The organism is Lysobacter sp. A378 (genome assembly GCF_054052125.1).
On record NZ_JBSVRK010000002.1, the window covers coordinates 917170 to 937100 of the forward strand.

General features: G+C 64.9%; 22 protein-coding genes, 1 tRNA gene and 1 pseudogene. 15 read left to right on the top strand and 9 right to left on the bottom strand.

The window, feature by feature from the left end:
• Window positions 1–145: 145 nt before the first annotated feature.
• The 3 genes from ACW7G1_RS10030 to ACW7G1_RS10040 form a co-directional block, all read right to left on the bottom strand.
• Window positions 146–943, bottom strand: coding sequence for an amidohydrolase (locus tag ACW7G1_RS10030; protein ID WP_456979893.1), 798 nt, complete (start codon window positions 941–943; stop codon window positions 146–148).
• 20 nt (window positions 944–963) lie between these two features.
• Window positions 964–2262: a serine hydrolase domain-containing protein gene (locus ACW7G1_RS10035; RefSeq protein ID WP_456979585.1), complete on the bottom strand. Its 1299-nt coding sequence runs from the start codon at window positions 2260–2262 to the stop codon at window positions 964–966.
• A 152-nt stretch (window positions 2263–2414) separates the two neighbouring features.
• Window positions 2415–3584: a pyridoxal phosphate-dependent aminotransferase gene (locus ACW7G1_RS10040; protein ID WP_456979586.1), complete on the bottom strand. Its 1170-nt coding sequence runs from the start codon at window positions 3582–3584 to the stop codon at window positions 2415–2417.
• Between the two features lie 161 nt (window positions 3585–3745).
• On the opposite strand from ACW7G1_RS10040, the gene ACW7G1_RS10045 reads away from it, so the two are divergent.
• From ACW7G1_RS10045 to ACW7G1_RS10100, 12 genes are read left to right on the top strand one after another with little or no spacing between them, the layout of a single operon-like run.
• A complete protein-coding gene (locus ACW7G1_RS10045; protein ID WP_456979587.1) occupies window positions 3746–4255 on the top strand; it encodes a DUF3293 domain-containing protein in 510 nt (169 codons plus the stop codon).
• Between the two features lie 39 nt (window positions 4256–4294).
• Window positions 4295–4954, top strand: a complete 660-nt coding sequence (ccmA, locus tag ACW7G1_RS10050; RefSeq protein ID WP_456979588.1) for a heme ABC exporter ATP-binding protein CcmA — start codon at window positions 4295–4297, stop codon at window positions 4952–4954.
• The gene (gene ccmB / locus ACW7G1_RS10055; protein WP_456979589.1) at window positions 4951–5640 is read left to right on the top strand and encodes a heme exporter protein CcmB; all 690 of its coding nucleotides are present in this window, start codon (window positions 4951–4953) and stop codon (window positions 5638–5640) included. Before ccmA ends, ccmB begins: the two co-directional genes overlap by 4 nt.
• 5 nt (window positions 5641–5645) lie before the next feature.
• Window positions 5646–6419: a heme ABC transporter permease CcmC gene (gene ccmC, locus ACW7G1_RS10060; RefSeq protein ID WP_456979590.1), complete on the top strand. Its 774-nt coding sequence runs from the start codon at window positions 5646–5648 to the stop codon at window positions 6417–6419.
• The gene (gene ccmD / locus ACW7G1_RS10065) at window positions 6416–6607 is read left to right on the top strand and encodes a heme exporter protein CcmD (RefSeq protein WP_456979591.1); all 192 of its coding nucleotides are present in this window, start codon (window positions 6416–6418) and stop codon (window positions 6605–6607) included. Before ccmC ends, ccmD begins: the two co-directional genes overlap by 4 nt.
• Entirely contained in the window at window positions 6604–7092 is a 489-nt protein-coding gene (gene ccmE, locus ACW7G1_RS10070; protein WP_456979592.1) for a cytochrome c maturation protein CcmE, read from the top strand. Before ccmD ends, ccmE begins: the two co-directional genes overlap by 4 nt.
• Window positions 7093–7094: 2 nt before the next feature.
• Window positions 7095–9044 (top strand): heme lyase CcmF/NrfE family subunit, encoded by a 1950-nt coding sequence (locus tag ACW7G1_RS10075; RefSeq protein WP_456979593.1) that lies wholly within the window; start codon window positions 7095–7097, stop codon window positions 9042–9044.
• Window positions 9041–9613, top strand: coding sequence for a DsbE family thiol:disulfide interchange protein (locus ACW7G1_RS10080; RefSeq protein ID WP_456979594.1), 573 nt, complete (start codon window positions 9041–9043; stop codon window positions 9611–9613). Before ACW7G1_RS10075 ends, ACW7G1_RS10080 begins: the two co-directional genes overlap by 4 nt.
• Before the next feature lie 14 nt (window positions 9614–9627).
• Window positions 9628–10068: a cytochrome c-type biogenesis protein gene (locus ACW7G1_RS10085; RefSeq protein WP_456979894.1), complete on the top strand. Its 441-nt coding sequence runs from the start codon at window positions 9628–9630 to the stop codon at window positions 10066–10068.
• Window positions 10062–11072 (top strand): tetratricopeptide repeat protein, encoded by a 1011-nt coding sequence (locus tag ACW7G1_RS10090; protein ID WP_456979595.1) that lies wholly within the window; start codon window positions 10062–10064, stop codon window positions 11070–11072. Before ACW7G1_RS10085 ends, ACW7G1_RS10090 begins: the two co-directional genes overlap by 7 nt.
• A gap of 19 nt (window positions 11073–11091) precedes the next feature.
• The gene (metX, locus tag ACW7G1_RS10095; protein WP_456979596.1) at window positions 11092–12225 is read left to right on the top strand and encodes a homoserine O-acetyltransferase MetX; all 1134 of its coding nucleotides are present in this window, start codon (window positions 11092–11094) and stop codon (window positions 12223–12225) included.
• A gap of 53 nt (window positions 12226–12278) precedes the next feature.
• On the top strand, window positions 12279–12872 hold the full coding sequence (locus tag ACW7G1_RS10100) for a cysteine dioxygenase (protein ID WP_456979597.1): 594 nt from the start codon (window positions 12279–12281) through the stop codon (window positions 12870–12872).
• Window positions 12873–12945: 73 nt separating this feature from the next.
• Here the strand turns inward: ACW7G1_RS10100 and ACW7G1_RS10105 are convergent.
• From ACW7G1_RS10105 to ACW7G1_RS10130, 6 genes are all read right to left on the bottom strand, one after another.
• Window positions 12946–13032: transfer RNA gene (locus ACW7G1_RS10105), tRNA-Leu, on the bottom strand.
• 65 nt (window positions 13033–13097) lie between these two features.
• A complete protein-coding gene (locus ACW7G1_RS10110) occupies window positions 13098–13526 on the bottom strand; it encodes a hypothetical protein (RefSeq protein WP_456979895.1) in 429 nt (142 codons plus the stop codon).
• A gap of 38 nt (window positions 13527–13564) precedes the next feature.
• The gene (locus ACW7G1_RS10115) at window positions 13565–13768 is read right to left on the bottom strand and encodes a PspC domain-containing protein (protein WP_456979598.1); all 204 of its coding nucleotides are present in this window, start codon (window positions 13766–13768) and stop codon (window positions 13565–13567) included.
• Between the two features lie 79 nt (window positions 13769–13847).
• Window positions 13848–14954 carry a class III poly(R)-hydroxyalkanoic acid synthase subunit PhaC gene (locus tag ACW7G1_RS10120; protein ID WP_456979599.1) on the bottom strand — a complete coding sequence of 369 codons (1107 nt, stop codon included), beginning with the start codon at window positions 14952–14954 and terminating at the stop codon, window positions 13848–13850.
• Between the two features lies 1 nt (window position 14955).
• Window positions 14956–16332: a class III poly(R)-hydroxyalkanoic acid synthase subunit PhaE gene (phaE, locus tag ACW7G1_RS10125; protein WP_456979600.1), complete on the bottom strand. Its 1377-nt coding sequence runs from the start codon at window positions 16330–16332 to the stop codon at window positions 14956–14958.
• A gap of 60 nt (window positions 16333–16392) precedes the next feature.
• Window positions 16393–17013 (bottom strand): CDP-alcohol phosphatidyltransferase family protein, encoded by a 621-nt coding sequence (locus ACW7G1_RS10130; RefSeq protein ID WP_456979601.1) that lies wholly within the window; start codon window positions 17011–17013, stop codon window positions 16393–16395.
• Between the two features lie 228 nt (window positions 17014–17241).
• On the opposite strand from ACW7G1_RS10130, the gene dinB reads away from it, so the two are divergent.
• From dinB to imuA, 3 genes and pseudogenes are all read left to right on the top strand, one after another.
• Window positions 17242–18333 (top strand): DNA polymerase IV, encoded by a 1092-nt coding sequence (gene dinB / locus ACW7G1_RS10135; protein WP_456979602.1) that lies wholly within the window; start codon window positions 17242–17244, stop codon window positions 18331–18333.
• A gap of 359 nt (window positions 18334–18692) precedes the next feature.
• Entirely contained in the window at window positions 18693–19325 is a 633-nt protein-coding gene (lexA, locus tag ACW7G1_RS10140; RefSeq protein WP_456979603.1) for a transcriptional repressor LexA, read from the top strand.
• Window positions 19325–19930: pseudogene (gene imuA, locus ACW7G1_RS10145) on the top strand (translesion DNA synthesis-associated protein ImuA); the annotation flags it as partial. The gene lexA and the pseudogene imuA, both read left to right, overlap by 1 nt.
• Window position 19931 lies beyond the last annotated feature (1 nt).

The window sequence follows — 19931 nt, forward strand, 5'->3', positions numbered from 1 at the left end:
GACCCGAGTAGACACTGCCAGACGTTAGGGTCGTGACAACGCCGTGAATGCAGAGACGCTGATCACCCGAGTCAAGGCGTCGGGCGCAATAGAGCGCAGCGCATTGCGCCATGCCGAGACGCACCGGTATTGCGTAAGCCCCGGCTCAGGTGATCTCGAACGCGTCCCCGTCCAGCATTGCCGGGAATCGCTCGCGGTGGGCCCGCAGCTCGGAGGCCAGCAAGGTGGTGGTGGTGGTCATTTCCGAGTCGGTGCATTCGCTCAGCGCGTCACCGACAAAATCAATCACCGAGCTGTCACCCGCATACGCAATGCCGTTGCCATCGGTGCCAACACGGTTGAGGCCGGCGACATAGCTCAGGTTCTCGATCGCGCGTGCCCGCAACAACGTCTTCCAGGCGTAGGCGCGGGCAGCGGGCCAGTTGGCGACATACAACACCAGATCGTAATCCGGCAGGCCGGGACGCTCGACATCGAAACGGTTGCGCGAGAACACCGGGAAGCGCAGGTCGTAACAGACCAGCGGACAGATGCTCCAACCCTTCCATTGCACCGTGATCCGGTCGCGACCGGGCGCGTAACGTTTGTGCTCGTCGGCGTAGCGGAACAGGTGACGCTTGTCATAGGTGTGCAATTGCCCGTCGGGCTTGGCAAACAGCATCCGGTTGAACACCTGGTCGCCTTCGCGGATCTGCACGCTGCCGGTTACGGCGGCATCCAGGCTCGCGGCCTGCTCGCGGATCCAGGCGACCGTCGGGCCATCCATGGTCTCGGCGTCCCCGATCGCATCGTTGGAGAAGCCGCTGGTGAAGGTCTCCGGCAGCACGACCAGATCGGTCAGTCCGCGCAACGGCGCTGCCAGCGCACCGTAATAGTCGCGGTTACCTGCCGGGTCATGCCACAGGGTTGAACCCTGGATAAGGGAGATACGCAGGTTGCTCATTGGTACGGAGGGGGTTGCGCTCATGGCGATAGGCTCACGGTGTTTTGCTTCATGTTGCCCGAAACCCCGGCCATTGTCGGCTCGGGAGGCAGCCGGCCCATCGCGCGAGCCAGGTCAAGCACCCGCTGGGTGAAGTCGCCGTAGCCATCAGTCACCGGCGGCGTTTCGTCGCCGGCCGGCGACGCGACCTGGCGCACCGCAACCAGCCTGGCCGACGGCACGACCACGATGTACTGCCCCAGATAACCTTGGGCCTCGTAGGCGGCGACAGGGCCTTGCTCGATGGTGAACAGTCGAGACGGACCGATACCGTGCTTGCCGACCAGCTCTTCCCGGACCCTGCTGACGTCTTCGCCCAACCGTTCGTACAAGCCCGTCATCATCGCTCCCGACCCATCGAACCGAGCGCCCGTCAGTGCCTGTTCAAGCGTTTGTATCAGGTCCTCCGCCACGCCCTTCTCCCGTAACATCGCCAGGCTGTCGGGGTCGAAATGGAAATGCATCCAGGCCGGACGTAGCCACCACAGCAAGCCGCAGGACGGCTCCAGCGATTGCCCCGGAGAGAGCATGGCGTCCATGTAGCCGGCGGGTACCAGTTGCTTGCCGTGCCATTTGCCACGCGCGAGCACCAACTGCCCGATCTTCGCCGCGTCGGTGGCGTCGAGCGGCAAGCCGGCCATCACATAGGGATTGCCCGCCTTGTCCTTCCCCCATTCGCCGGGAGTCACGTCGAGCTCGGCGAACAGACCTTCGCGGAAGAACACATCCATCGGCTGCCCGGATGCCTTCTCGATGATGCCGGCCAACAGGTTGGTCGCCTTGTTGTTGTAGGAAAACCCCGCGCCCGGCGCGCCACTGAGCTCCGCCGCCAGCGCAAGCTGGACGACATCCGGAGCGGGATAGATCTCGGCGGGTGCCCTTGCCACGTTCTGCAGGCCGGAGGTGTGGTTGAGCAGCATGCGTACGGTGATATCGCGTTTCTTCCCCTGCTTCCATTCGGGGTAGAAATCGGCCACCGGCTGATCCAGCGATTCAATCCGCTCCTGCCCGATCAGTTGGCCGATGCCGAGCGCTACCACCGACTTGGTGGCCGACATCAACTCGATCGGCCCGGGAGCCTTGTCGTCGCGGTAGTAGTGGCCGAGTTCCACCCCGTCCGCGAGAACCAGTACCGAATCGCTGTGGCTGTCGCGGCCCCCGTCGAGGATGCGTTGCAAAGCCGATTCAGCAGCAGCGGAAGGGAGGTCGGCCGCGGGCGCGGGGCTCGCCCATGCCAAGGCGAGGACAGCGATGGCCAGCGTGAAGAGACGGGAGTTCATCAGGGAGGCTCCTTGCGATTGGTGTCACGTCTCACGGTAATGGCGAATGGGCCGTGGAGCATGTGCCGATCCGGACTGAACCATCGTCACGGAACCACGAGACGATATTCCGGATGCGACACCGCACTACCGCAGGAGCGACGCAAGAAAATTTACAGCTGCCGCAGCCGCTCGATCGCGGCATCCCGGGTCGCTTCGTTCTTGGCGAAACACAGCCGGACCAGACGCTGTCCCTTGGGCGGCGTGCCGTAGAACGGCGACAGCGGGATCGCAGCCACGCCATGCTCCACCGCCAGCCAACGGCAGAACTCGGCATCGTCCAGATCGCTGACGGCGGAGTAGTCGACCAGCTGGAAATACCCGCCCGGCACCGGCAATGGTTTGAACCGTGTGGTCAGCAGTTGCTCGCGGAAACGGTCACGCATCGGCTGGTAGAACGCGCCCAACTCCTCGTAATGCTCCGGCTCGTCCCGGATCATCTCGGCAAACGCAAACTGCGCCGGGGTGAAGGTGCAGAAGGTGTTGTACTGGTGGACCTTGCGGAACTCGACGCTCAAGGCCGGCGGTGCAATGCAGTAGCCGGCCTTCCAGCCGGTGCAGTGGTAGGTCTTGCCGAAACTGGAGACCACGAATGCACGCTCACGCAACTCCGGATACCGCAACACCGACTCGTGGCGGGCGCCGTCGTAGACGATATGCTCGTAGACCTCGTCCGACAGCAGGATGATGCTGGTGTCGCGTAGCAGCTCGGTCAGCTGGCGGATGTCATCGGCGCTGAACGTAGCCCCGGAAGGATTGTGCGGGCTGTTGATCATCAGCATCCGCGTCTTCGGCGTGATCGCGCCGCGAACCAGATCCCAGTCGGGGGCGAAAGTTCGCGGGTCCAGCGGCACGTGCACCGCGATGCCACCGGCCAGCTCGATCGCCGGCTCGTAGCAGTCGTAACACGGGTCGAGCACGATCACTTCCTCGCCCGGCCGCACCACCGCATGCACCGCATCCAGGATCGCCTCGCTGCCACCCGAGGTGACGGTAATCTCAGCCTCCACGTCGGGGCGATAGCCGTAGCAGCGCTCGGTCTTGGTCGCGATCGCCTCGCGCAACGCCGGGATGCCGGTCATCGGCGAATACTGGTTGCGGCCATCGCGCATGGCCTGGGTCAACGCCGACGTCAGGCGCTCCGGCGGATCAAAATCAGGGAACCCCTGGCCGAGGTTGACCGCGTCGTGTTCGGTGGCGAGCTGCGACATCACCGTAAAGATGGTGGTGCCGACCTTCGGCAGCTTGGTCTGCAGGTGTGGCGTTGCGGTATCAGCTGTCATGGGTACTCGATCCGTGGAGTGGGCCCACTAGTCTACGAAATCCCGGCCGCCGGGGATTCCGACTTCCGGCGAGCCTTCCAGCTCACCGCAGGCATTGAAATACAAGGGAAAAACAAGACTCCACACTTGCATCCGGGCCGCCTGCCCCAGACACTGCACAAATGCAGGAACGTACCGTCGTCAACGCCATCCAATTGTCCATCGCCTACGCTTCCGCGCGTTACACGGTCAAGCTGGACGGCGATAGCCTGCCGCTGCAGGTGGGTCAGCCCGCGACCGACCTGGAAGCGTATTGGCCCGCAACGCGCTACCTGTTCATCACGGCCTGGAATCCCGCCTCGGAGCCACGCTCGGACACGGCCAATGCCGCTGCCGACGCCGTACTGGAAGCTCGGCTTGACGCTATCGGCGCCGCCCGCCAGCGCGCCTGGGCCGAGGCGCCGGACGGTCGCTGGCAAGAGCCGGGCTGGGTGTTGGCCGATATCGACGACCCCACGGCCGACCGCCTGGCCAGCGAGTTCGGCCAGGCCGGCGTACTGGCCTGGTGCCGCGGCGAACCGGTGCGCTTGCGGATGTCGATCGAACGCCCCGATGGCCACGCCCCCAAGGACGCGATCGACTCGTGTATTGACTGGATGGGCGAACGGGTGAATGGCGCGGTGACCGCGTAACATGGGCATTTGGCATCCCGTTGGTCCCTGCACCTGTCGATGAGTCCTCCTGATCGATCCGCCCCGCCGCTGCTCGCAGCCCGCGGGTTGTCCTTTGCCCGCAATGACGAACCGGTTTTCGGGCCGCTGGATTTCTCGGTCGACGCCGGCGAGGCATTGCTGGTGCAAGGTGACAATGGCGCCGGCAAGACCACCCTGCTGCGGGTACTTTCGGGCCTGTTGCGCGCCGATGCCGGCGAGGTGGATATCGACGGACAACGCGCACGCGTGTCGCGACGTGCCCGGGCGATCGCCTACATGGGCCATCTGCCCGGCTTCAAGGCCGACCTGAGTACGCTGGAGAACCTGGAGTTCCTGTGCGGTTTGCAAGGCCGGCGTCGTAACCAGAACCCGGTCAACGCGTTGGGCATCGTCGGCTTGTCAGGTTACGAGGATGCGCTGGCCCGGCAACTGTCAGCGGGCCAGAAGCGACGGCTTTCGCTGGCACGGCTGTGGTTGTCGCCGGCACCGCTGTGGCTGCTTGATGAGCCTTACGCCAACCTGGACTTGCAGGGTATCGAACTGGTCAACCGCATGGTCCAGGCCCATCTGCGCGGTGGTGGCGCGGCGCTGGTCACCACCCACGGCGCCTACGCGGCACCGCCGGTCCGCACCCGGATGCTGACCATGCTGAAGCCGGTTGCGGAGTACGCGGCATGAGCATCGCTACTCCCGGCCTGGTCGGTTCGGCCAAGGCCTTGTTGCTGCGTGACCTGCGACTGCTGTGGCGGCGCCGGGGCGATGCGTTGCAGCCGGCGCTGTTCGCGCTGTTGGTGGTGGTGCTGTTTGCACTGGCGTTGGGCGGTGAGGCGGAGACCTTGTCCAGGGTCGCCGCCGCGGTGCTTTGGGTCGCGGTGTTGCTGGCCGGCCTGTTGTCGCTGGACACCCTGTTCCGCGGCGATGCCGAGGACGGCTCGCTGGAGCAATGGATGCTGGCACCGGTGCCGCTGGGCTGGTTGGTCGCGGTACGCACCTTCACCCATTGGGCCACCACCGCGTTGCCACTGCTGCTGGCCACGCCGTTCCTGGCCGAACTGATGCATTTGCCACACCAGCAATTGCCGGTGCTGATGGCCTCGCTGGCATTGGGCACGCCACTGTTGAGCCTGCTGGGCGCCGTAGTCGCCGCGCTGACCGTCGGCATGAGGCGCTCCGGTATACTGGTTGCGCTGCTGGCACTGCCCTTGTATGTGCCGGTATTGGTGTTTGGCGCAGGCAGCGTGGCCGCATCAACCCAGGGATTGGATCCGGTCGGCGCACTACTGTTGTTGGGCGCCGGACTGGTTGTCGCGTTGGTACTGGCGCCGTTGACCGCCGCAGCCGCGATCCGGATCGCTCTGAATTGAGGCATATGAATCCAATCATCCTGTGGTTCCACAAACTGGGCTCGCCACCCAATTTCGACCGGTTCGCCGCGCGCTGGGCGCCATGGGCGTATGCGCTCGGCCTGGCGGTCATGGCCTGGGGCATGTACGGCGCGCTGTTCGTGGTCCCCGCCGATTACCAGCAAGGCGACAGCTTCCGCATCCTCTACATCCACGTGCCCAGTGCCTGGATGAGCCTGGCGGTATTCGGGCTGATGGCGATTTATTCGGCGATAGCACTGATCTGGCGGATCAAGCTGTGCGAAATCCTGGCCATGGCCTGCGCGCCGATCGGCGCCGGGTTCACCCTGATCACCCTGTTGACCGGCGCGATCTGGGGCAAGCCGATGTGGGGTACGTGGTGGGATTGGGACCCGCGCCTGACCACCGAGCTGATCCTGCTGTTCCTCTACCTGGGCGTCATCGGCCTGTACAACGCGATTGACGACCGCCGCGCCGCCGCCCGCGCCGCCGGCCTGTTGGCGATTGTCGGGGTGGTGTTGCTGCCGGTGATCCGTTACTCGGTGGTGTGGTGGAACTCGCTGCACCAAGGCCAGACGATCCGCCTGTTTGGCGAGTCGACGATGGACGCCAGCATGGTCCAGCCGCTGATCTGGATGCTGGTCGGGACCAAACTGTGGTTTGTCGGCGCGCTGCTGGTGCGTGCCCGGGCGGACAACCTGCGCCGCGAATCCGGCAAGGCCTGGGTGGCCGCGCTGGCCACCGGAAAACCTTCCATAAGGCGCGGAGCCGGATCGTGAGTTACCTGAATTACGTCATTGCCGGTTATGCGGTGTTCGTGCTTGTGCTTGGCTGGGATTTTCTGGCCAGCGCGTGGCAGTTGCGACGGGAGCTGCGCAATGCCCGTCGCCGCGCGGCCAGACAGGCGGCAGGACCCGGCGATCAAGCCACCAGCCAATCCCCCATTTCCAATGAGTTGACCCGATGAATCCGATTAGACGTCGCCGCCTGATGTGGATACTGGCCCTGGTGGCAGCGGCTGCCGTTGCGACCGCGCTGGTCGCCATGGCACTGCAGCGCAACGTGGCCTACCTGTACACGCCCAACGAGATAATCACCGGTGAGGCCGGTGCCGAGGTCGCCTCTGGCCAAGCCCGGTTCCGCCTGGGCGGGATGGTCGCGGAGGGATCCCTGCAACGCCAGGAAGGAACGCTTGAATCGCACTTTGCCGTTACCGACGGCGATGCGCAGATGCCGGTGACCTACACCGGCATCCTGCCCGACCTGTTCCGTGAGAACCAGGCGGTCATCGCGACCGGCCGCATGGACGGCAACCGCTTCGTCGCCGAGGAAGTGCTGGCCAAGCACGACGAGAGCTACATGCCCAAGGAGGTTGCCGACAAGATGGGCATCGCCCACCAGAAGCATGACGTTGACGAACCTGACGTCGACGCGCCCGCGGCGGGGCAATAACGATGTTGCCTGAACTGGGTCAGGTCGCCCTGCTCCTGGCGCTGCTGGTCGCGATGGTGCAGACGGCACTGCCGCTGGTCGGCGCCCATCGCGACATTGGTAGCTGGATGGCCGTTGCGCGTCCGGCGGCCTACGCCCAGTTGCTACTGGTCGGGTTGGCGTTCGTGATCCTGACCCTGGGCTTCGTCAACCAGGATTTCTCGCTGCGCTATGTCGCCGAGAACTCCAATTCAATGTTGCCGGTGGGGTATCGCTATACCGCGGTGTGGGGCGCGCACGAGGGTTCACTGCTGTTGTGGGCGACGGTGTTGGCATTGTGGAGCGGTGCAGTCGCGCTGTTTTCGCAGCGCTTGCCGACCCCGGTGATCGCCCGCGTGCTCGGCGTCATGGGCATTGTCAGCATCGGCTTCCTGGCGTTCCTGATCTTCACCAGCAACCCGTTCGAGCGCCTGTTGCCGGCGGTCGTCGAGGGTCGCGACCTCAACCCGCTATTGCAGGATCCGGGCATGGTGATCCACCCGCCGATGCTGTACTTCGGCTACGTCGGTTTCTCGGTGCCGTTCGCCTTCGCGATTGCCGCGCTGCTCGACGGCAAGGTCGATACGCGCTGGCTACGCTGGGTCCGGCCGTGGACCAACGTGGCCTGGGCGTTCCTGACCTTCGGCATCGCACTGGGCAGCTGGTGGGCGTATTACGAGCTGGGCTGGGGTGGCTGGTGGTTCTGGGACCCGGTCGAGAACGCGAGCTTCATGCCTTGGCTGGCCGGCACCGCGCTGCTGCACTCGCAGGCGGTGACCGAGAAGCGCGGCAGTTTCCGCGGCTGGACCTTGTTGCTCGCCATCGCGACCTTCTCGCTGTCGTTGCTGGGCACTTTCCTGGTCCGCTCGGGTGTCTTGACCAGCGTGCACGCCTTTGCCGCCGATCCGACCCGCGGCCTGTTCATCCTGATCTTCCTGGGCATCGTGATTGGTGGCTCGCTGGTGCTTTACGCACTGCGGGCCCCGAGCGAGGCCGATGGCAAGCCCTTTGCGGTGTGCTCGCGCGAGACCCTGTTGTTGGGCAACAACCTGCTGTTGTCGATCGCATGCGCGATGGTGCTGCTGGGCACCCTGTACCCGTTGCTGGCCGATGCGCTGGAGCTGGGCAAGATCTCGGTCGGCCCGCCCTACTTCTCCTTGTTGTTCACGTTGCTGATGGCGCCGCTGGTGCTGCTGCTGCCTTTCGGTCCACTGACGCGCTGGCAACGCGACCAGGCCTCCCGGCCACTGGCGATGCTGGCACCGTGGGCCGGTGTTGCCGTGGTCATGGGCGTGGGCGCGTTCTTCCTCGCCCCACAAGGTGGCTGGAAAGTCGTTGCCGGCGTGGTGGGTGCCACTTGGGTGGCCCTGGGCACGTTGCGCTTCGTGTGGACGCGGCTGAAAGGCAGCGGCACGCGGATGACCGCGGAGATGTTGGGCATGACGCTCGCCCACCTTGGCGTCGCGGTATTCCTGGTTGGCACCTTGCTTGTGGAAGGGCTGGAACAGCAACACGAGACTGCGGTGAAGCCGGGCCAGACCATCGAGCTGGATAAGTACTCGTTCCGCTTCGATGGCGTGGAAGAGCGCAATGGCCCCAACTTTCAGGCCAGCTACGCCACCGTGCAGGTATTCGTCGACGACAAGCCGCTGGCCCTGCTGCACCCTGAAAAACGCACCTATCTCGGCGGCCAGGTGATGACCGAGGCGGCGATCATTGCCGGCGTCACCCGCGATGTCTTTGTCGCCATCGGCGAGCCGTTGGGCGGTGGTAACTGGGCGCTGCGGGTGCAGGTAAAACCATTTATCCGCTGGGTCTGGGCTGGCGCCATCCTGATGATGCTTGGGGGGCTGGTGACGGCGGGCGACAAACGCTTCCGCCGCACCACCAATCCACCGTCGGAGAAACGCACGGGACCGGAGGCTGGCATATGAGCCCGACGACGAAGCGCACGCAAAAATCGGCAATGCGCTGGCTGCCGCTGTTGGTATTCGCGCTGCTGGCCGCGCTGCTGGCGGCCGGGGTGAAGATGAGCCGCAACCAGAACCGAGACGCCCTGCCGTCTGCGTTGATCGGCAAGCCTGCGCCGAGCTTCGAGCTACCGGTGCTGCATGAGCCGGGCCGGTTGGCATCGTCGGAAGAATTGAGCGGCGAGCCCTACCTGATGAACGTATGGGGCAGCTGGTGTCCGGAATGCCGGGTCGAACACCCGATCCTGACCCGCTTCTCCGAAACCAAGCGGGTGCGGGTGATCGGCTACAACCTGAAGGACGAACACGCCGACGCGCTGCGCTGGCTGGAGCAGTACGGCAACCCGTACTGGCTGGTACTGACCGACTACACCGGCGAGAAGGCGATCGACTGGGGCATTTACGGCGCGCCGGAGACGTTCCTGGTCGACGGCGAAGGCATCGTGCGCTGGAAGCATGTCGGCGCGGTCAGCGAGGAGATCATCCAGGACGAGATAGTGCCGCTGTTGGCCCGGATCGAGGCGGAGCAATGAACCGCTACCTGGTGATGATCGTCCTGCCGGTCCTGCTTGCGCTGCTGCCGGCCTTGGCACTCGCCCAGGCCACCGGGGACCGGGCGCCGCTGGAGTTCAGCGACCAGGCCGAGGCCGACCGCTTCCACGCGCTGACCAAAGAACTGCGATGCGTGAAGTGCCAGAACCAGTCGCTGGCGGACTCCGATGCACCGATCGCCCACGATCTGCGCCACGAAGTGCTGACATTGATGCGCCAGGACAAGACCGACGGCGAGGTCAAGCAGTACCTGGTCGCCCGTTATGGCGAGTTCGTGCTCTACCGCCCCCAGGTAGATGCCAGCACCTGGTTGTTGTGGTTCGGCCCAGCGGTACTGCTGCTGTTGGGCGGCCTGGTGGTCGCCAACGTGGTGCGCAAACGCAGTGGCAGCAACAAGACCGCCAATGAGGCAATCAACGAGGACCAGGAATGGTGACCACCGTGTTCGTGATCGCCAGCGTGGTGCTGGTATTGCTGGTACTGGGCTATGTCCTGCAACCCATCTGGCGGGCCCGGCCCGCGGCCGGGATCGGCGCGATCGTGCTGATCGGCATCAGCGTCGGCCTGCTGTACACCGTGGTCGGCACGCCGCGGGCGCTGGACCCGGCACAACGGGCGATACCGGAGACCCTGGCCGATGCGATAACCCAGTTGCAGGCCGAACTGGACCGCGACCCCAACCAGGTCGAGGGCTGGCGATTGTTGGCCCGGGCCTACCTGGCCCAGGGCGACATGACCGAAGCCGGCGATGCCTTCGGCCGCGCCCTGAAACTCGCACCGGATGATCCAGACATCCTGACCGAGGCCGCGGAGGCGCGCGCATTGGCCTCCGATGAACGCAGCTTCGACCAGCAGGCGGTATCGATGCTGCAGCGCGCACTGTCCTTGCAGCCAAACCACCAACGGGCGCGATGGTTCCTGGGGATCTCCCAGCGCCAGGCCGGGGATGCGGCGGGGGCGGTCAACACCTGGACGCCATTGCTGACCCAGGTCGACCCGGCGACCGCGGCGACCCTGCGACCGCAGATCAACCAGGCACGGGTCGATGCCGGACTCGACCCTCTGCCAGAGGTGGCCGTGGCGGACGCGTCCGCGGTCCGGATCACCATCAGCGTGTCGCTGGATCCGGCATTGGCAATGCAGTATCCGCAGGGTGCCAGCGTGTTCGTGATCGCCCGCCAGGCCAGCGGCGCGCCAATGCCGGTCGCGGTGGAAAAACTGCAGGCGACGCAGTTCCCGTTCACCATCGTCCTTGACGACAACGACAGCCTGATGCCAACGATGAAGCTGTCGCAGCTCGACCAGGTCCAGCTCAGCGCGCGGATCTCCGCCAGCGGTGATGCCAGCGCGCAGCCGGGCGACTTCGAATCGGCCTCGGTGACCATCGATACCGGGCCAGAAGCCGCCGCGGCGCTGTTGATCGACCAGGTCGTGAAATAACCAGGGAAGGCAATCCGACGTGACCGAATTCATCCCGCCAGGTACCCGCTGGATCGACCTGCCCTCACCGTTTCCGATGAAGCGTGGCGGTGAGTTGCACGGCGCGCGCATGGCCTACGAGACCTGGGGCACGCTCAACGCCGCACGCGACAACGCGGTGTTGATCGTCCCCGGGCTGTCCCCCAACGCGCACGCCGCGGCCAACCTGGCCAATCCAGAACCGGGCTGGTGGGAGCCTATGGTCGGTCCGGGCAAACCCATCGACAGTGATCGCTGGTTCGTGATCTGCACCAATTCGCTGGGCAGCTGCAAAGGCTCGACCGGCCCGGCGTCGATCAACCCGGACAGCGGCGAACCTTATCGTTTCGACTTCCCGGAGTTGTCGATCGAGGATGGCGCACAGGCGGCGGCCCACGTGGTTCGCCAGCTCGGCATCGAGCAACTGGCCTGTCTGGTCGGCAACTCGATGGGCGGGATGGCCGCACTGGCGATGCTTGCCCTGCAACCGGGCATCGCCCGCACCCACCTGAATATTTCCGGTGCCGCCCGCGCGTTGCCCTGGTCGATCGCGATCCGCTCGCTGCAACGCGAGGCCATCCGGCTGGATCCGAACTTCAACCTTGGCACATACGACGATGAGCACTACCCCGAGTCCGGCATGCGGATGGCGCGCAAACTTGGCGTGATCACCTACCGTTCCGCGCTGGAATGGGATGGCCGGTTCGGCCGCGTGCGCCTGGACTCCGATGACACCGGCGACGAACCGTTCGGGCTCGAGTTCCAGGTCGAGAGCTACCTGGAGGCACACGCCCGTCGTTTCGTGCGCCACTTCGACCCCAATTGCTATCTGTACCTCAGCCGTTCGATGGACTGGTTCGACCTGGGCGACCATTGCCCGCACGCCAGCGGCGACAACCGGGCGCGCACGCGTGCCGGCCTGGCCGCGATCCGGATCGACAAGGCGCTGTCGATCGGCGCCGAGAGCGACATCCTGTTCCCCCTGCAACAACAGCAGGAGATCGCCGACGGCCTGGCCGACGGTGGCGCCGACGCGCGCTGCCTGCCGATGCCTTCGCCCCAGGGACACGATGCCTTCCTGGTCGACTTCGACCGTTATGGCCCCGCCGTGCGCGATTTTCTCGACAGCCTGTAGGGCCATTCAGCCATCGCCTGTCACGCGCGCCTGTCTTGCGTAGAATCAATGCCATGACCAGCCAAGCCCTGCCCGACGTCGCCTTCACCGGCCGCGCCAAACTCGTTACCGCCCTGGACGCCGCCGTGGCCCACGGCGACGAGCACGAGATCACCGCCGCACTGCGCAACACCTTGTGCCGGATGATCCGCGATCGCGATATCCAGCTGCCTGAATGCGTCTTCGAACCGATCGAGTCCCACTATGCCCGCCGCGAGATCTACCGCAGCGCCGAGCATGGCTACAGCGTCGTGGCGATGACCTGGGGGCCCGGCCAGGGCACACCGGTACACGACCACTGCGGCCTGTGGTGCGTGGAGGGTGTCTGGGACGGCGGGCTGGAAATCACCCAGTACGAACTGCTCGAGCGCGATGGCGACCGCTTCCGCTTCCGTGGCGCCGGCGGTATGGTCGCCGGGCCCGGCAGTGCCGGCAGCCTGATCCCGCCCCACGAATACCATTCCATCCGCAATACCAGCAACGACAAGGTCGCGATCTCGGTGCACATCTACAAGGCGCCGATGGAAGCTTGCTCGATGTTCGTGCCCGATCAAGGCGAGTGGTTCACCCGCGCCGCGAAGGCACTGGAAACCGACGAGGCCGGCTGAGACCCAACACGGCGCTACCGCCTGACAAACAAGAAAGGCCTGCGAACGATCGCAGGCCTTTCTTGTTTGTCTCTGGTGCCGAAGGGGGGACTCGAACCCCCACGCTTTTAAAGGCGGCGGATTTTGAGTCCGCTGCGTCTACCGATTCCGCCACTTCGGCCAGCCCGGAAGTATAACGGACGCATGGGGACACACTCCAGCTTTTTGCCGCACCGCGTCCAAGATCTATGTCCGATGCGGCGGCAGCGGTGGTGCCGGCCAGGGCCACCAACCCTGCCCGCTCATGGCGTAGCGATCCGCCGCCCGCTCAAACCGGTTGCGCACGCTTACTGCGCCACACAACAGGTATAACGGCAGGAACAGCACGCCCAGCGCCATGTACTGGTAGACGTGGGCGCGTTCGTGATCGCCCAGACGCACCGGCGGGTCTTCACACAACCCGGCTCGATGGGCGTAGGTTCGACAAGTGCTGTCGAGGTTGCCGCCGGTATGGATGATCACATTGCCCAACGTGAGCGCGCCACCCGGCCCCCAACGCCAGCCATGGAATACCAGCGCCAGCTCAGCAGGTTGCCAATGCGCATGCGCGCCAAACGGCATGCCCGCAACACCAAGCAGTAATCCGACCAGCGTGTTGGGCGACGTCCACGCCATGCCCAGGACCAGCGCCACCCGCCGCCATGACACTTCCGTCAGCCAGCCTCTTCGGGCATCAGCAGCCACAGGATCAGGTACGCCAGGATGCCGGGGAACGCCGCGGAGGCGATCGAGACGATCACGAAAACGACCCGCACCAATATCGAGCTCCAGCCGAAGCGCTGGGCAATGCCACCCATGACGCCGGCCAGCATGCGGTCGTTACGCGATCGGGTGAACGGACGGGATGAAGATTCCATGCGATTTCGGGGTCAGCGGAGGAGTAAAACGAGTCTAGCGCGGCAAGGTGACGACCGCGTCGCGCCGGAGGATCGTTCGCTATCCACTGCGCGACGCCAGCCAGTCGTGGATCGATTGCGGGACCTCGCGCTGGGCCCGGCTGGAGACGTAGATGCCGATATGGCCGCCGCGGAATGACAGCTCGCTGTAATCGTCGCTGCCGACCAAGCCGCCCAGTGCCTGGGAGGACGACGGTGGAACCAGATGGTCGTGCTGGGCGAAGACATTCAATACCGGCATGTCGACGTCTGCCAGGTCGACCGCCTTTCCGCCGATCTTGATTCCCCCATTGAGGAACCCGTTGGCCTGGTAGAACTGCTTGGCGAACTGGCGGAATGCCTCACCGGCCTGGTCGGGCGAATCGAAGATCCAGTTCTCCATGCGCAGGAAATCCTCCAGCGCATCCCTGTCATCGAGGATGTCGACCAACCCGACGTATTTCTGCACGAACAGCCGCCACGGCTTGAGCGTCAGGTAGGTGGAATTCATCATGTCGGCCGGGATGTTGCCCAGCGCGTCGACCATCGCGTCGACGTCGATCCCGCGCACCCAGTTGGCGAGCATGTTGTCGTCGGTGTGGAAATCGACCGGGGTGACCATGGTGACCAGGTTGTGCACTTTCCCCGGGTTGAGCGCGGCGTAGCACAACGAGAACGCACCGCCCTGGCAGATGCCGAGCAGGTTGATGGCATCCAGCTGGTGCGCAGTGCGCAGATGGTCGACCGCGCCACCGAGGTAACGCTGGATGTAGTCCTCCAGCTCCAGGTAACGGTCGGAGCGGTCAGGGTAACCCCAGTCGAGGATGTAGACGTCCTCGCCGCGCTCAAGCAGCCCGCGCACGATCGATTTATTGGCCTGCAAGTCGACCATGTAGGGACGATTGACCAACGCGTAGGCGATCAGCAATGGCACCTTTGCCGTCGGCGCGCGCCCGCCCTCCAACGTGGCACCCTGATAGCGGTACAACACCACCTTGCCGTCGCGCCAGACCTCTTGCCTGGGCGTTGCGCCATAGCTGATATCGCCCACTTCATGCAGCGTGTCGAGGCCGGCGCGCAGCCTGGCCTGCATCTGGATCGCGTCCTTTGCCATCGTTTCGGGGCTGAAGTCGAGCGGGCCGGTGTTGAACATAGTGGGCTTGTCCATGTCAGCGTGCCTTTGCGGCGGACTTGGCTACCCCGCGTCGTGATGCGGACGCGGGCTTGCCGGTTGTGGATTTCGTTTTCTTCGCAGCCGGTTTTTTCGCGGCCGGTTTCCTGGCCGTGGATTTCTTTGCCGGTGCCTTCGTGACTTTCTTCGCCGGTGCCTTCACCGCTTTCTTCACCGCTTTCTTCACGGCCTTCTTCACGGCCTTCTTCACGGCCTTCTTCACGGCCTTCTTCACGGCCTTCTTCGCGACCTTCTTTACCGGCTTCGCTTTTGCGGCCTTGCTCGTGGCCGCCTTCGAAGCCGCACGCCCGCTATTGGGGCTGGGCTTTGTCGGTGGCGACCCGGTTGCGCCCGAAGCCAGCTGATCGCGCAAGCGACGCAGCTCGCGTTCCAGCTGGACGATCTTGCGATGCACCGCATCCACCTCGCTGCGGGTGGGCACGCCCATTGCCTCACCAACCTGTTCGATCTCGCGTTGCACCGCGGTACGCAGCCGCATCTGCGAGTTCACCATCGCGCCGTAGGCCTCACGGAAGCGCGGCGACAATGCGATCTCCGAGTACGTCTCCTCGGCGGCATCAATCCACAGGTCAAACAGTGCCCGCGCGGATTCAAGCTTCTTGCCGGGCTCGCTGCACTCGGTCAGTTTTTCTTCGAAACGCTTGAATGCATCCTGCAACGCCTGCGCCATCAGTGCCTGGTACGCCCGGCCCTGCTGCTGGTGGTCTTGCTGCGCCTGGGCAAGATGCTGCCAGCGCTGCTGGTGCTCGCGGGTGAAACCCACTGCGGGCGTACCCAGCCAGGTTCGCCCACCGGCCTGCATTTTCTCCAGCCACGGAGTCACCTGCTCGAACCACTGCTCGAAGCCTTGCTGACCCGGTCCGTGCATGTCACGCAACGCATCGGCGAACGGGTTGCCACCGGCGCCGCCGAGGATGCTTTTCCAGGCCTCCGCGATCTCCGTCGCGCCCGCATCCTGACCTGCGAACCGGGCGGCCAACTGCTGCATCTGCGCGAACCAGCCGCGTGTCTGGTCGGTAAAGCGCTCGACGGCCGCATCGGCCGGGCCCTTGCCGCCACTGGCCAGTTGCGACCACCATGCGGTTGCCTCCTCCCAGCCCGGCATTGCGGCTGCCGCACCCGGAGACGCCGCGCCTGCGAAACCGGCACCCGGGACACCTCCGCCTGGAAACCCGGCGGCCGAGACTCCTGGCATCGACGGCGTCGTCGCGGGCGCGGCACGCAGCATCTCGCCCCAGCGACTCCAATACTGCCGCGCCAGCGACTCGAAGTCGTCATTGCCGGAACCGCCGCCGGCACCACTGCCAAAACCCCCGGGCGGAAAGCCACCCGTACCGAACCCGTGATTGGCCATTTCATCCTCCAAGCGTGAGCTCGATCATAACAACGCGACACCTGGATGCGTGGTGGATACCTAAGGCTTGGGAATGCGCACCGTCTTGCTGATCATCAAGGTGCCCGACAACGCGAACATCAACACCAGTGGATGGAACTGCCACGGCCCCAGCTTGACCACGCCCAGCCACAGGTCGGCACCGATTGCACCCTGCCCGGCCGCGATCCACAGCACCACCACCAACGCCAGGCTGGTCGGGATCGGCGTGCCCTCGAAGAACTTGACCTTGCCCTCGGCGCCGGACAGCTGCTCGGCGGTGACGTTGTAGCGCGCCAGCCGGCTGACCCCGCAACCGACGAAGTAACTCAGCACCACCCAGTCCCAGCCACCCTGCAGGCCACAGGCGTAAGCCAGCGCGGCGGGGGCGACCCCGAACGAGATCACATCGGCCAGCGAGTCCAACTCCCGGCCCAGGGTGGAGGCCGACTTGCGCCAACGCGCGATGCGACCGTCAAGCGCATCGAATATGAAAGCCAGCGGAATCAGCGCCATGCCAATCATCAAGTCGAACACGATCCCTTCCTGGAGGAAGCGCATCGCGGCAAAAACCGCCCCGGTGCCGCAGAAGGCGTTGCCGAGGGTGAACCAGTCCGCGAGGGCGAACTCGCGAAGCATCGAGAAATGGCGGCGTTGCTGCATTCACAGACTCCAGTGTGGTTCGCCATCATCGCGCAAACCGAGGCGTCCAGCCTGCCAAATGGCGAGTGAAAGCAAAAGCATCCCCTCACTCCACCCGTATGGCCCGAGCGTTGCGGGAGCGACTTCAGCCGCGATCGCGGAGTCGGTGCGCGCGATCCACCATCCGATCGCGGCTGAAGCCGCTCCTACAATAGGTTCCGAAGGACGCTACCCGGAAACAGTATCGCGATGGCCCCACCCCGCAAAATCCTGCATGTCGACATGGACGCGTTCTACGCGTCGGTCGAGCAGCGCGACGAGCCGTCGTTACGCGGCCGGCCTGTGGTGGTCGCCTGGCGCGGCGCGCGCTCGGTGGTGTGCGCGGCCAGCTATGAGGCACGCAAATTCGGGGTGCATTCGGCGATGCCCGCGATCCGCGCCGAGCGGCTGTGTCCGCAGGCGGTATTCGTACCGCCGGATTTCGTGCGCTACAAGGCGGTATCAAAACAGGTGCGCGAGATCTTCGCCCGCCATACCGACCTGGTCGAGCCGTTGTCGCTGGACGAGGCCTATCTCGATGTCACCGAGACCAAAACCGGCCTGCCCTCGGCCACCGCGACCGCCGAGGCGATCCTCGCCGCAATCCGCGAGGAGACCAGGTTGACCGCCTCGGCCGGCGTTGCGCCGAACAAGTTCCTGGCCAAGATCGCCTCGGACTGGAACAAACCCGATGGCATCTGCGTGGTGCGCCCGCGGCAGATCGATGCATTCCTGTTGCCGCTGGCCGTCGGTCGCTTGCCGGGAGTCGGCAAGGTAATGCAGGGCAAGCTGGCCGAACTGGGTATCGTCACGGTCGGTCAGTTGCGCTCGCTTCCGGCGGCCGAACTGGAGTTACGTTTCGGCCGCTGGGGGCGACGCCTGCACGAACTGTCGCTCGGCATCGATGACAACCCGGTGCGCTCCGAGCGCCCGACCATGCAGATCTCGTCAGAAGACACCTTCGAGCACGACCTGCTGCTGGATGCACTGGAACCGCACATCCGACGCCTCGCCGAGAAGACCTGGGCGGGTTACCAGCGCGAACGCACCCAGCACCAAGGCCGGCTTGCCCGCACCGTGGTGCTCAAGCTCAAGACCCATGATTTCCGCACCTTCACCCGCAGCCTGACCCCCGCCATGCAACCGGCGACACTGGAAGCGCTGGCCGACATCGCCTGTGAGTTGCGCACGCGGGTGGAATTGCCGGCGGGTACGCGCTATCGACTGGTGGGGGTAGGACTGTCCGGTTTCGTCGACCAGGACGATGTGCGCGTCCAGTCGGATCTTTTCGAGCACGACTGACTTCCTCCGTTCGCTGTTTTTCGTCTTCGCCGTTTTTGGTGGCGCACGACGATTCCCGGCGGTCTCATGCACTGGGACGGTCGACGGAAATACTGGACTGGCGGAGGCAACTGTCTTCGGCTTCTACCGGGAACGTCTGGACCATTCGGCTTTTGCCCGTCATTCCCGCGATGTTTGCCCGTTCCCGCGATGTTGTCCGTTCCCGCGAAGTTTTCCCGTCATTCCCGCGAAGGCGGGAATCCAGAGCCCGTTCGCGGGGATGATGGCCACTGTTCATAATTTCCATTAATTTTAATACGTAACTAATTGATTTTAATAACTTCTACTTCTATCGCCTGATTGTTACTAGAATTAGTACCATGCACTTGACCAACACCCAACGCCGCCTGCTCGACTTCCTCCGCGAGCACATCACCGAGCACGGCTATCCGCCGTCGCAGATGGACATCGCCCGGGCATTCGGGTTCCGCCAGAACCGTTCGGCGCGCTATCACCTGGAGGCACTGGCCCAGGCGGGATTGATCGAACTGTCGGCCGGGCTTGCACGCGGCATCCGGCTCACATCGCCGCGTCGCACTTCCCTCAACGCCGACTTGCTGCAGGTACCTTTGCTCGGCCGGGTCGCCGCAGGTACGCCGATCGGCTCGGACCCCGAGATACGGCGTGAAGTCACCCTCGACCCGTCGCTGTTCCGCCTGCGTCCGGACTACCTGCTGGAGGTCGAGGGCGAGTCGATGCTGCTCGACGGCATCCTGCCCGGTGACCTGATCGGGGTGCATCGCATTATTCAGGCAAGCAACGGCCAGACCGTGGTCGCGCGGGTCGAGGGCGAACTGACGGTGAAACGGCTGGACAACGGCGGCTCCGAGATCGGCGCCAGGCACCTGCGCCTGCTGCCGCGCAATCCGGCCTATGCACCGATCGAGATCGATGCGAGCGTCACCGATTTCGCGATCGAAGGCTTGTTTGCCGGATTGGTGAGGCCAAGCTGATGAGCGCCGTGGTCGCCCTTGATGCCTTGCTGAAATCGCGCCAGGTCTGGCGTGGCCAGCCAGCGCCGCGCGCACCGTCGCGACATCCCACCGGCTTCGCGCTGCTGGACGACGTCCTGCCCGACGGCGGCTGGCCCGAAACCGCATTGACCGAACTGCTGCTGCCGGCCGACGGCGTCGGCGAGTTACGCCTGCTGTGGCCCACTCTCGCCCGGCTGTCGCGCGCCGACGGCATGGTCGCCCTGATCGCACCACCGTACTTGCCGTTTGCCGCCGCCTGGGCAAGCGCCGGCGTGCAACTCAACCGCTTGCAAATAATCCGCACCGACCCGCGCAACGCCCTGTGGGCCGCCGAACAATGCCTGCGCTCGGCCGCCTGCTCGGCCGTGCTGTGCTGGCCACAACACGCCAACGACCGCGCCCTGCGCCGCCTGCAGGTCGCCGCGGAAACCGGCCAGTGCCTAGGCTTCGCGATGCGACCGATGAAGACGGCTGCCAACCCGTCGCCAGCCGCACTGCGGATCGCCATTGACGTCGACCCGTCGCAACTGCGCGTACTCAAGTGCCGCGGCGGCAACCCGCCCACGCGAGCCATCCCGTTTGCGG